Below are 12,286 nucleotides of genomic sequence, written 5' to 3'. Positions count from 1 at the left end.
TTGCCCCGAATAAAAACTGGCGCCAGCGCGGCCGTGAATGAAACGTCTACAGGCCCTAGCGTGCTTGTTACAGCTTGTCTCGGCGAGGCAAGCTGTAAAAGCCGAGCTAGAAAACTCAATGAAGCGATAGTGAAAAGTAATCGAAGTCATTGGCAATATTTGTTAGCAGTCTAATTAGCTTGGTAGCATAATGATCCTCATCAAATAGACATCGGCTCAAATACAGAGAGGAAATAATCATGAAGCTACAAATGACGGTTGCCGCTATCGCTATTGCACTACTACCTGTCGCAGCTCAGGCAAGTGTTGCCACTCATCGCGCCATGGAAGCCAACAGTGAGTCGCTGCAACACAGCAGCGTAGGTCACGAACTCGCCAACACCGACTTCAAACAGCGCTACAGTGGCGAAAGTGCTGCCGCCGCGGAGCATGCACGCTACATCGCGAATCATACCGAGTATCGCACTCAGTTTACTGATACCAATGAACATATTGGTGCTGAAAAGCCTAAAGTCGGTCACGCTACCGATTGGTAAGATGCCACAGGCACACAAATTCGAAAAAGGCCCGGTTAGGGCCTTTTTTGTGTCTGGAACAACGTCACGCATTCCGCTACCGGCTACACTACGCCCATCATGCAATAGCCGGGGCATTCAATGATCACTCTCTATTCCTACCACAATAGTCGTTCGCTGCGGGTTGCTTGGACCCTTGAAGAGCTGGGTCTCGATTATCGCTGCCAGTTTGTCGATTTGGCCTCCGGCGAGGGACAAAGTAGCGAATATCTGGCACACCATCCGGATGGCAAGGTGCCGGCTCTCAAGGATGATGATCTGACGCTGTTTGAATCGGCGGCGATTTGTCGCTATCTGGCCGAGCGCTATGGACAGGGAGCATTGATGCCCGACGATCCAATCAAGCGGGCAAAGCTCGACCAGTGGCTGTTCTTCATCGTAAGCGAACTGGAGCAGCCGCTGTGGACGTTAGGCAAGCATAAGTTCGCTCTGCCCCAGGAGCGTCGTGTGCCCGCCGTGATTCCGACCGCCGCCTGGGAGTTCCAGCGGGCGCTGGCGGCATTACAGCGCGAGTTCGATGGCCAGGGCTGGCTGGTAGACGATGAATTCACCATCGCGGATATCATGCTGGGACATACCCTGAGCTGGGCGCGGGGTGCAAAACAGCCATTGCCGGATGCCTTGGAGGCGTATTTTAAGCGCTGCTACGCAAGACCCGCCCGTGACGCCGCTCAACAGCGCGAACAGTCAGCCCATGATGAAGCCAAGGCATAAGCGATATGCAGTTCGAACTTCTCTCCCTGTTGCCGCCCTTGTTGGCGATCTTGCTTGCGCTACTCACTCGTAACGTCATTCCTGCGCTTTTCTGCGGTGTCTGGCTTGGGGCCACCATGCTTAACGGCTGGAACCCCGCAGCGGGACTTTACTCAAGCTTCGGCGACTTCATCATTCCCAGCGTCGGGGATGAATGGAGCGCGACAGTACTGATCTACTGCGGTCTGTTCGGGGTCTTGATCACGGTGCTGCAGCGCACCGGCGGTGCCGATGCCATCGCCAAGAGTATTTCGACGAAGGTGAAGTCCGCTCGGGGCGCGCAAGGGGCTACCATGGGATTCGGCGTGCTGATCTTCTTCGAGGATTACTTCAACGCGCTGACCGTGGGTAGCGTCATGCGCCCGATCACGGATCGCATGCGAGTCTCTCGAGAAAAGCTTGCCTATATCGTCGACTCCACCTCCGCTCCCATGTGTCTGCTCGGGCCGGTTTCCACCTGGGTCGTCTTCTTGATGGGGCTGATCGGCACCCAACTCAATGCGATGCAGATTACCGGCTCCGAATATCTGATGTATCTGACCACGATCCCGCTGAACTTCTATGCCTGGCTGACCCTGCTGATGATCCTGTTGGTGGTCATTACCCAGTGGGACTTTGGCCCCATGGCCCAGGCCGAGCATCGTGCACGCAGTACCGGTAAGCTTCTGGCGGATGGGGCACAGCCGCCTTCGGATGAGGAAGTTCGCGAGATGGCGGACACCTCCGGCCTGGCGTCCCGCAAGCGCAACATGCTGGTGCCTATCGCCGTACTGGTGGGTCTGATTCCGCCGCTATTCCTGTGGACCGGCAACTTTCCCGACAACGATCTGGTGACCGCCGTGGGGGAAGCCGAAGGCGGCAAGTCGATCCTGATCGCGACCTTTCTGGCATCGATAGTGGGCCTTGTCATGGGCATGCAGCAAAAGCGCTTCAATTTCCGTGAGGCAATGGAGATCGTGGTCGTGGGCTTCAAGAGCATGACCTTGGTCTACATCATTCTTACCCTGGCCTGGTCGATCGGTAACGTAACCGCGGAGCTGGGCACCGCGGACTATATCGTGACCCTGGCTCAGCAGGGCATCGCACCGAGTCTGATTCCTGTACTGCTATTTTTGGTAGGAGCCGTGGTAGCCTTCACCACCGGTACCTCCTACGGCACCTTCGCCATCATGATTCCCATCGCCATGCCGGTAGCGGCAGCTCTCGACCTGCCGTTAGCCCTGGCCATCGCCGCAGTGCTCAGCGGCGGTATCTTCGGCGATCACTGCTCGCCAATCTCCGATACCACCATCCTGTCCTCGGCGGGGTCATCCTGTGACCATATTGACCATGTGCGTACCCAGCTGCCCTATGCGATCAGTGCAGGCGTGTCCGCCATCGTGGCTTTTCTCGTGGTGGGATTGACCGACTCGAACATCGCGGCGTTTGTGGCCGGTGTGATTACACTACTGCTGCTGGCGTTCGCGCTTAGCCGACTGTGGGGAAGTCCGATGCCGGAAACGGTTGAAGAGAGCGTCAGACTTTGAAAGACAGCACGGCGGTATACACCGCGAAGTAGTGAAAGATGCTGCCGCCGAGCACGAACAAATGCCAGATGGCGTGATGATAGGGAATGGCGCGAATGGCGTAGAAGATCACACCGAGCGTGTAGGTGACGCCACCGGCGACTAGCAGTGCGATACTGGTGGTGGACATATATTCGCCCATTTCGCCGGCGGCGAGCAGAATCAGCCAGCCCATGACCAGATAGATCGCAACCCGCAGCACGCCGAAGCGATGAGGCCAGACCAGCTTCAACGCGATACCGCCGAGCGCCAGACTCCAGATCACGCCGAACAGCGTCCAGCCTAAAGGACCGCGCATATTGACCAATAGAAAGGGAGTATAGGTGCCGGCGATCAGGCCATAGATGGCACAGTGATCCAGCAGCTTGAAAAGTCGCTTGGCACGTGGATGACGGATACCGTGATAGATCGTCGAGGCGGTATAGAGCAGCACTAGCGTCGCGCCGTAAAGGCTCACGCTGACGATGGTCCAAGGGTCCACGTGGACTGCAAGACTTGCCAGCACGATCAGTACTACCATGCCCGCAAGACTCAAGGCTGCGCCGATGCCGTGGCTGATGCTATTGAGCAGCTCTTCGACAACGCTATATTCGCTGGTCTTGATAGCGCTTTCTTTCGGTTGCGAGCGGTTCATCGATTATCCTCTGCAAGTGAAAAACGACAGCATCGGATAATACTGCTCAGGGCTTGTGCTGCTTGTTCTCATCCCCGGCCCGGGTGAAGTCGTCCAGTGCCATCATATGACCGAGCTTGCCAGCCTTGGTCGAAAGGTATTGTTCATTATGTGAATTTAGACCCGTGGTCAGCGGCAATCGTTCGCTGATGATCACCCCGTCTCGCGTCAACGCATCGACCTTGCGTGGGTTGTTGGTCATCAGCTTGAGGGCAGCGACGCCAAGATGGTCGAGCATAGGGACACACAGATCGTAGCGGCGCAGGTCTGCGGCAAAGCCCAAATGCTCGTTGGCCTCGACGGTGTCCAAGCCCTGATCCTGCAGATGATAGGCGCGAATCTTGTTGAGTAGTCCGATGCCTCGGCCCTCCTGGCGCAGATAGAGCAGCACGCCACGTCCTTCCAAAGCAATGCGCTTGAGAGCTTCCTGCAGCTGATAACCGCAGTCGCAGCGCATCGAGAACAGCGCATCCCCGGTCAAGCACTCGGAATGCACGCGCCCGAGCACCGGTAGCCCATCGGTGATATCCCCCAGGGTCAGGGCAATATGATCCTTACTGGTGGCCTCGTCCTCGAAGCCATGCATGATAAAGGTGGCCCAAGGAGTCGGCAGCTTGGAAGCGGCGATAAAACGAATCGTCACGTTGAACCTCGATAGACGCGAGCGAGCCTCACGGGAAGGCATGGACGCGATCGCGGAGAAAAGAGTCGCATTATAACAGCCGGGAGCCGCCATCCGTTACAATGGCGGCAAATTCGCGACTTGATGAGACTTCGATGGAACTCAAGAACGACCGTTTTCTTCGTGCCCTGGCCCGCCAGCCGGTGGATCGCACTCCCGTTTGGATGATGCGCCAGGCCGGGCGCTATCTGCCTGAGTATCGCCGGGTACGCGGCGAGGCCGGCAGCTTCATGGATCTATGCCGCGATACCGCCCGGGCCTGCGAGGTCACTCTGCAGCCCCTGGAGCGCTATCCGCTGGATGCGGCCATCCTGTTCTCGGACATCCTGACCATTCCGGATGCCATGGGGCTCGGGCTTTATTTCGAGACCGGCGAAGGCCCCAAGTTTCGCAAGCCGGTACGCAGCGCTGCGGCAGTCGATGCCCTCAAGCTGCCGGATGCAGAGCGGGACCTGGATTACGTCATGAACGCGGTCAGCACGATCCGCCGCGAGCTCAACGGCCGGGTGCCTTTGATCGGTTTTTCCGGCAGTCCCTGGACCCTGGCGACCTATATGGTCGAAGGCGCCTCCAGCAAGGATTTCCGCTACGTCAAGACGATGCTCTACGACGACCCGGACAGCATGCACAAACTGCTGGATCTGCTGGCCCAGGCGGTTACTGACTATCTCAACGCCCAGATTCGCGCCGGCGCTCAAGTAGTACAGATTTTCGATACCTGGGGCGGGGCGCTGTCGACTCCAGCCTATCTAGAATTCTCCCTGCGCTACATGAAAAAGATCGTCGAGGGGCTCATCCGCGAACAGGAGGGCCGTCGGGTGCCGGTGATCCTGTTCACCAAGAACGGCGGTCAGTGGCTCGAGCATATCGCCGAGGCAGGCAGCGACGCGATCGGCCTCGACTGGTCCACGGAGCTTTCCGATGCACGCAACCGGGTGGGCGATCGGGTGGCACTGCAGGGCAATCTCGACCCTAACGTACTGTTCGCCAATCCGGCGGCAATCAAGACCGAAGTAGCCCGTGTTCTGGCAAGCTACGGTGCCGGCCCTGGGCACATCTTCAACTTGGGCCACGGCATTAGCCAGTTCACCGATCCGGAGCATGTCACCGCCTTCATGGACGCGCTGCATGAATTGAGTCCGGCGTACCACCAGCGTTGAGTATGATACGACGCTTACTCGAGAAGCGTTGGCTATGGGCACTGTTGGCCCTGGCCGCCGCCTTGGCCATCGCGTTGGGAAGCCTGACCCCCGGCAATGAAATGCCGAAGAACCTGCCTTGGGACAAGCTCAACCACTTCCTCGGCTACGCCGTGCTCGGTTTTCTGACAGGGCTTGCCGGGCTGCGATTGTGGCTTGCCTGGCTGGTGACATCAGGCTATGGCGTGATCATCGAATATGCCCAGGTCATCGCTCCCGGGCGTTACGGCGGCGACCCCCAGGACATGCTGGCCAATGCCCTAGGGGCGGCGCTGGCAGTGCTACTGCTTACGGCCCTTCGCCACCTTCTGAACGACTATCCCTTTTCGAAGAACTATCGCAAGGACACCCAATGAGCGAACGACTCGACGACAGCTGGTTCACGGAAATCTTTTCAAGCGAAGGCAGTGCCTTCTCCCTCAAGGTCACCGAGAAACTCCACGACGTACAGAGTGCTTATCAGCACCTCGAGGTCTATGCCACCGAGACCTATGGCAATCTGATGTTGCTCGATGGCTGCGTGATGCTCACGGATCGTGACAACTTTCTCTATCACGAGATGATGGCGCATCCGGCGCTATACACTCACGCCGATCCGAAGCGAGTGGTTATTATCGGCGGTGGCGACTGCGGCACTCTGCGGGAGGTGTTGAAGCATCCAGGCGTGGAAAAGGTTACCCAGATCGATATCGATGAAGAGGTCACTAAGGCGTCCGAACGCTTCTTCCCGGCACTGACCGAATCCAATGATGATCCGAGAGCGGAGCTACTGTTCGAGGATGGCGTGAAATGGGTAGATGCGGGCCCCGCGGGTAGTGTCGATGTCATCATTATCGATTCCACCGACCCGGTCGGCCCTGCGGAAGGGTTGTTCAAGGTCGATTTCCTGACCAAATGTCACCGCCTGCTGAGCGATGGAGGCGTGATGGTGCAGCAGAGCGAGTCACCGCTTTATCACAGCGGCAGCATCATTCGCGAACTGCGCGAGGACATGCAGAAAGCCGGTTTCGATAGCGTGGCCACGCTGCCGTTTCCACAGCCCGTTTATCCTTCCGGCTGGTGGAGCGCCACCCTGGCGGGCAAGGGAATGGATGTAAACACCTTCCGGGAAGACGCCGCTAGCACGACCGAGCTTGCTCTGGATTACTACAGCGCGGCGATTCATCGCGGAGCCTTGGCGCTCCCGCCCTTCATGCGTCGTATCTTGAAAGGTTAATCATTGAAAACTAGTGCCCTGACGATTCGCGTCAGGGTTCTCGGCCGTGTTTCGAGGGGTCAGCTTACGGCGTGGCTCAAGCACGCGGGCATCCCCGACTACACCCTCGTCTTCCGGCACCGGCTTGACCTCATTGACCCAGGCATCCGCAGGATCGTACATGCCCGGACGGCGCTCGAAAGAGCGAGTCACCACCGAGCCGGGTAGAAGTCCTTGGAGCTGGTGTCTTACATGATGAGGCAGCATCAAAAACTCACCGAGTAGACGAGTGCCCACCATGGCCAGCAGGATCATGGCCGCACCGAATACCAGGGTCGGCCAGGCATCTAGCCAGGTGGCAGAAGTCATCAGGGGACTCTTGCGGATCAGCCAGGCAATTCCGCCCAGCAGCCAACACAATTGCGCCACGCTGTGGCAGAAGACCAAGGTGCGTCGTGGTAGAGGATGACGCAGTGAAAAGAGGGTGCCCATCGGCAGTACTCCCGGATAGTCGATAGGGTCGTTCAGGACGCGGCATTTGATCAAAACCGGATACTACCAGTTTCCTCCTGCAGGAAACGACTAGTTGTTCTCAGTAATATTTCTTACTTCTTCACGTTTCTCACAGCAGGATGGTCATCAACATGAAAGGTAATGTTTGTATCGTGACCGGAAACGCCAGCGGTATCGGTCACGATTTTGCCAAGCTCTTGGCGGCTTTCCTGACCAATGCCATGACCGGCCAGTCCATGGTCATCAGTCACGCCGGGTACATGAACTGATTACGCCGTTATCACCTTTGCAACCGAGCCTGGACATGTTTGGATCGCTTGCCAAAAGGCAGTTATTCGTCAACTATTTAAAGTGTTTAATACGCTGGATCATCAATGGAAAAGGAGACGTCATGACCACCTACATCGTGGTTTCCGACGCGGCCCGCGCCCGTGTGTTTGCTCACGCAGCAGGTAATACCCAAGAGATTGACAATCTGGTACATCCGGAGAGCCGGGAGCATACCGGCGATCTACGTACCGGTGGGGAAGGTGCCGCAACCAGCGGCAGTGGGCAGCAGCACCAAACCGGCGACGATGACGCCACTTCGGAGAAACACGCCATGTTCTTCGCCAAGGAGGTGGCAGATTACTTGAAGAATGCGCGTTCACAAGGCAAGGCGGACAATTTCGTAATTGCTGCCGCGCCGCAGTTTCTGGGGCATTTGCGCGAGAAGATGGATTCCAATACCCGGGACATGGTGATCAAGGAAATCGATAAGGACTATTCCAAGGCCAGCGTCGAGGAGATCACAGAAAAGCTCGCCAAACCTTACGCCAAATGAACCTGTCGGCCGCGCTCTCTCAGGGTGCGGCCGTTTGCTACCTTGAAACACCCTTGATCTTCCCTTCTGTTCCATTTGTCTCTTTAGTTAAGACTAAAGTTTTACCCCTTCAGGTCGATAGGACGCTAAACGCCCTGTGCTAGTCATTACATGTCATCCCAGGCGTACAAGAACCGGAACGGGACAATATCGATCATGCATTTCAAATCCATTCGCACTTTTATTGTGGCGCTAGCAGGCGCCTGTCTGCTGTTCGTGGTGGCGGCGCTGTTGGTCTATACCACGGTCACTGCCTCTCACACTCAGAACACGGTGGAAACCCGCACCCAAGCGCTGCTCGAAGAGGCTATCGATGAGCGGCTGGTTGCGCTCGGTCAGGCTCAGGCGGGGCAGATTCAGCGCCAGCTGGACATACCTATGGCAGTGGCCTCCATGTTGGCAAAAACCAACGAATTGATGGGAGAGAAAGGCTCCAATGGAACGCCTCAGCTATGGATGAATCGAGATGAGCTTTCAAATCTGATTGGAGAAACGCTGCGCGATCACCCGGAGCTGGACGCGTTGTATATTGGCTGGGAGCCCAATGCCTTTGACGTCGATCAGTTTTTTACCGGTCGCGAAATGGACGGCTACTTTGCCAATGGACGCTTCACACCCTGGTGGTATCGCACCGAAGAAGGGGAGATCGATGTCGATCTGCTCGACGATATCAACAGTGACGAAATTATCGCGCTCGGCGTTCGAGCAAACGAGTACTACACCTGTCCCAAGCAGACCCTGAGCCCTTGCATCATCGATCCGGTGCCCCTCGAATTCGACGACGATGCTTTTGAATCCGCCACTTCATTCAATGTGCCAGTCATTGTGGAGGGTGAGTTTCGCGGCGTAGCCGGCGCCGACCTGGGCACAGCGTTCATTCAGCAAAGTCTGGTCAAGGCCAATAGTGCGCTTTACGAGGGTGCCGGCAGCATGGCGCTGATCGCTCCGCTAGGTGGCCTGGTTGGCTATACGCCGAACGACAAACGTTTAGGTACTTTGGCGGCAGACGTACTCGACAAGGATGTAGCCGAGCATCTGAAAAGTCTGACAGGCAACAAGCCAACGACACATTGGGATACACAAGCAGGACAAGTTGAGCTGTATCTACCTTCGAGATCGCCAACTCCGGGGTGTACTGGACGCTATTGGTGCAATTGCCTGAAGCAGTGGTACTGGCGGATTTGCAGTTGCTTAAAAGTGATCTGAGAAGCCAAAGCACCAACAGTATCATCGGCATGTTGCTGGTTGGCCTACTGGTTGCTGCCGCAGGGTTAATTGCCCTCTGGTTCGTGGGTTCCAGCATCGCGCGTCCGCTGCGTCAACTGGCGGATCGCATGCGGGATATCGCCTCAGGTAACGGCGACCTGACCCAGCGCTTGCCGGTGAAAGGGCGCAACGAAACCGCAGAGCTGGCGACCCAGTTCAACGCCTTCGCCGACAAGATCAACGACGTACTGCTGGATGTGCGGGACAGCAGCGAATCCGTAAGGGTCGCGGCGTCCGAGATCGCCGCCGGCGGCCAGGATCTGTCCGGTCGCACCGAGACTGCAGCCTCGAACCTGCAGCAGACCTCCGCGTCCATGGAGCAGCTGACCAGCACCGTCGAGCACACCGCCCAGTCGTCTCGGCAGGCCAACAAGCTTTCCGAGTCCGCCTCGGAAGTGGCGACCCGTGGCGGCCAGGTAGTCTCCAACGTGGTGCAAACCATGGATGACATCGATGCATCCTCAAAACAGATTGCCGAGATCGTCACGGTCATGGACGGTATTGCTTTCCAGACCAACCTGCTGGCGCTCAACGCTTCCGTAGAGGCTGCTCGAGCCGGGGAGCAGGGTCGTGGGTTTGCGGTGGTGGCCAGTGAAGTACGCCAGCTGGCAGGTCGCAGCGCCGCCGCCGCCGCCGCCCAGCAGATCAAGGAGTTGATCGACAGCTCCTCGAACAAGACCCGGGCCGGTGCGGAGCTGGTGCGTAACGCCGGCGCCACCATGGACGAAATCGTGGCAAGTGTGGCCCGAGTGACCGACGTGCTGGGCGAGATCAGCGCCGCCACCAACGAACAAAGCCAGGGCATCGGCCAGGTCAATCAGGCGGTCGCGGAGCTTGATCGCATGACCCAGGAAAACGCCGCCATGGTGGAGGAATCCACCACCGCTGCCGGTCACCTGCAGGAGCAGTCCCAGCGGCTTGCTCAGATCGTAGGGGCGTTTACATTAGCGGCACGGCGAGAACACAGAGCGCCGTTGACACAGCCTGTCTCGTCGCGGCAAACCGCTGACTATCAGGAGCATGAGCTAGCCTGACATCGAATCCAACAAACAAAGCGGCCCGGGCAGTTGCCTGGGCCGCTTGCGTTTGAAGAAGTCCATTCCGCGAAGATCGGGCAGCCATTAGCATGGCTTAACCAATAACAACTCAACCTTATTCCTTTGGTGCCGATAACCAATATAAACCCGCGTTAAATAAGATTTATGATATCGAGGCATCAGCCCATGCATTTCAGATCGCTACGCACCTTCGTCGTCATGCTTGTCGGCGCCTGTATTCTCAGTGCCGTCATCGCGCTGGTCGTCTATTCGATTGTGTCTACGTCTCGCTCCCAGGCAACAGTGGAAACCCAGACTCAGGAATTGATCGAAAACAACGTCAAGGAGCGACTAATGGTGTTGGCCTCGGCGCAAGCCGAGACCGTACAGCGCCAGCTGGAGCATGCCTTGACCCTGGGTCGTAATCTGGCAGACACCAATGCCTTGATGGGTCAGCGCGATGAAAACGGCAATTCTCTTTTGGATATCGGGCGCGAAGAAATTTCGAATCTGACGCGCAATACCGTCATCGAAAACCCTGACATTCTGGATGCCTATGTGGGATGGGAGCCAAACGCCTTTGATAGTGATAAGGACTTCCTCGATAGAACTGTCGCGGGTGCCGATGAAACTGGACGGTTCATGCCCTTGTGGTATCGGGGTGAAAACGACGAATTATTGATTTCTGCGCTGGAAGGTATGGAAAATCAGGCGCTTGATTCCCGAGGGATTCGTACAGGGGAATACTATCTGTGCGTAAAGGATACCAAGCGCGCCTGTATTACCGATCCGTTTCTTTACGATTTCGGTAACGGTGAAATGACCATGCTTACTTCGTTTAGCGCGCCAATTCTTGTTGATAATGAATTCCGCGGTATTGCTGGAGTCGATTTGTCATTGGATTTTTTGCAATCGTTGTTGAATGAGGCCAATCAATCGCTTTATGAAGGCGCGGGCGAAATGCGGTTGATCTCATCTGGCGGTGTGATCGGCGCCGATACGGGAAAGGCAGATAATCTCAGTACACTGGCCAAACAGTCGTTGACTGCAAAAGCGCTTGCAGGACTTGCTAAAGCGCAGAGCGGCGATGCGATTTATGGCCTGGATGAGGCTGATAGCCAGTTCGAGCTCTACTGGCCTTTCTCTGTAGGCGATAATTCCAAGCCTTGGGTGCTGTCGATTCGCTTACCTGAAAGCGCCGTTCTAGCGGATCTGCACGTTCTCCAAGCGGACATGGAAGGACAGCGCAGGACTGACATCCTAGGCATGAGTCTGATGGGATTACTGATTGCTGGTCTGGGGCTGGGGGCCAGCTGGTTCATGGGCTCCAGTATCGCCCGGCCGCTGCGTCAACTGGCGGATCGCATGCGAGATATCGCTTCGGGTAACGGTGATCTGACCCAGCGCTTGCCAGTGAAAGGACGCAACGAAACCGCAGAGCTCGCCACCCAGTTCAACGCCTTCGCCGACAAAATCAACGACGTATTGCTGGACGTGCGGGACAGTAGCGAATCCGTACGCACCGCCGCTTCTGAAATCGCCATGGGTGGGCAGGATCTGTCCAGTCGCACCGAGACGGCGGCGTCGAATATTCAGGAAACCTCTGCCTCAATGGAGCAGCTGACCAGCACCGTCGAGCACACCGCCCAGTCGTCCCGTCAGGCCAACAAGCTCTCCGAATCAGCGTCTGAAGTGGCGACTCGCGGCGGGCAGGTGGTCTCCAACGTGGTGCAGACCATGGACGAGATCGATGCGTCATCAAAGCAGATTGCAGAGATCGTCACGGTGATGGACGGTATTGCCTTCCAGACTAATCTGCTCGCGCTTAACGCTTCCGTAGAGGCTGCTCGAGCCGGTGAGCAGGGCCGAGGATTTGCGGTGGTGGCGTCTGAAGTACGCCAACTGGCGGGTCGCAGCGCCGATGCCGCCCAACAGATCAAGGAGCTGATCGACAACTCCTCGAACA

General features: G+C 57.0%; 14 protein-coding genes. 11 read left to right on the top strand and 3 right to left on the bottom strand.

Features of this window, described 5'->3' with window-relative positions:
- Positions 1 to 239 precede the first annotated feature (239 nt).
- From CH74_RS14880 to CH74_RS14870, 3 genes are all read left to right on the top strand, one after another.
- Positions 240 to 536: a hypothetical protein gene (locus CH74_RS14880; RefSeq protein ID WP_048308317.1), complete on the top strand. Its 297-nt coding sequence runs from the start codon at positions 240 to 242 to the stop codon at positions 534 to 536.
- A gap of 120 nt (positions 537 to 656) precedes the next feature.
- A complete protein-coding gene (locus tag CH74_RS14875) occupies positions 657 to 1,289 on the top strand; it encodes a glutathione S-transferase family protein (protein ID WP_048308316.1) in 633 nt (210 codons plus the stop codon).
- A 5-nt stretch (positions 1,290 to 1,294) separates the two neighbouring features.
- Positions 1,295 to 2,854: a Na+/H+ antiporter NhaC family protein gene (locus tag CH74_RS14870; protein WP_048308315.1), complete on the top strand. Its 1,560-nt coding sequence runs from the start codon at positions 1,295 to 1,297 to the stop codon at positions 2,852 to 2,854.
- Here the strand turns inward: CH74_RS14870 and CH74_RS14865 are convergent.
- Both CH74_RS14865 and ribA read right to left on the bottom strand, forming a co-directional pair.
- Complete coding sequence (locus CH74_RS14865) at positions 2,844 to 3,527, bottom strand: hemolysin III family protein (protein WP_048308314.1); 684 nt, start codon at positions 3,525 to 3,527, stop codon at positions 2,844 to 2,846. The genes CH74_RS14870 and CH74_RS14865 overlap by 11 nt on opposite strands.
- Positions 3,528 to 3,573: 46 nt before the next feature.
- Positions 3,574 to 4,209 (bottom strand): GTP cyclohydrolase II, encoded by a 636-nt coding sequence (gene ribA / locus CH74_RS14860; protein ID WP_048308313.1) that lies wholly within the window; start codon positions 4,207 to 4,209, stop codon positions 3,574 to 3,576.
- Positions 4,210 to 4,343: 134 nt separating this feature from the next.
- Between ribA and hemE the strand changes: the two genes are divergently transcribed.
- From hemE to speE, 3 genes are read left to right on the top strand one after another with little or no spacing between them, the layout of a single operon-like run.
- Complete coding sequence (gene hemE / locus CH74_RS14855) at positions 4,344 to 5,408, top strand: uroporphyrinogen decarboxylase (RefSeq protein WP_048308312.1); 1,065 nt, start codon at positions 4,344 to 4,346, stop codon at positions 5,406 to 5,408.
- A gap of 2 nt (positions 5,409 to 5,410) precedes the next feature.
- Positions 5,411 to 5,803 (top strand): VanZ family protein, encoded by a 393-nt coding sequence (locus tag CH74_RS14850; protein ID WP_053070789.1) that lies wholly within the window; start codon positions 5,411 to 5,413, stop codon positions 5,801 to 5,803.
- Entirely contained in the window at positions 5,800 to 6,663 is an 864-nt protein-coding gene (speE, locus tag CH74_RS14845; protein WP_048308311.1) for a polyamine aminopropyltransferase, read from the top strand. Before CH74_RS14850 ends, speE begins: the two co-directional genes overlap by 4 nt.
- On the opposite strand, the gene CH74_RS14840 is transcribed toward speE, so the two are convergent.
- Positions 6,664 to 7,134, bottom strand: a complete 471-nt coding sequence (locus CH74_RS14840) for a hypothetical protein (RefSeq protein WP_048308310.1) — start codon at positions 7,132 to 7,134, stop codon at positions 6,664 to 6,666.
- A gap of 152 nt (positions 7,135 to 7,286) precedes the next feature.
- Here CH74_RS14840 and CH74_RS18685 point away from each other — a divergent pair, with 152 nt between their 5' ends.
- The 5 genes from CH74_RS18685 to CH74_RS19865 all read left to right on the top strand — a co-directional run.
- Complete coding sequence (locus CH74_RS18685; RefSeq protein ID WP_156181544.1) at positions 7,287 to 7,424, top strand: hypothetical protein; 138 nt, start codon at positions 7,287 to 7,289, stop codon at positions 7,422 to 7,424.
- A gap of 122 nt (positions 7,425 to 7,546) precedes the next feature.
- Positions 7,547 to 7,978 carry a host attachment protein gene (locus CH74_RS14835; protein WP_048308309.1) on the top strand — a complete coding sequence of 144 codons (432 nt, stop codon included), beginning with the start codon at positions 7,547 to 7,549 and terminating at the stop codon, positions 7,976 to 7,978.
- A gap of 195 nt (positions 7,979 to 8,173) precedes the next feature.
- A complete protein-coding gene (locus CH74_RS20110) occupies positions 8,174 to 9,223 on the top strand; it encodes a cache domain-containing protein (RefSeq protein WP_082140447.1) in 1,050 nt (349 codons plus the stop codon).
- Entirely contained in the window at positions 9,166 to 10,317 is a 1,152-nt protein-coding gene (locus tag CH74_RS20105; RefSeq protein ID WP_367379129.1) for a methyl-accepting chemotaxis protein, read from the top strand. The genes CH74_RS20110 and CH74_RS20105 overlap by 58 nt, the downstream gene beginning before the upstream one ends.
- Positions 10,318 to 10,506: 189 nt before the next feature.
- Positions 10,507 to 12,286: methyl-accepting chemotaxis protein (locus CH74_RS19865; RefSeq protein ID WP_048308308.1), on the top strand; the 1,780-nt coding region annotated here is incomplete at its 3' end.

Source organism: Halomonas sp. PR-M31, from assembly GCF_001039575.1.
Classification (GTDB): domain Bacteria; phylum Pseudomonadota; class Gammaproteobacteria; order Pseudomonadales; family Halomonadaceae; genus Modicisalibacter.
The sequence above is the reverse complement of the archived record's forward strand: the minus strand, read 5'-3'. Positions and strand labels throughout refer to the sequence as shown.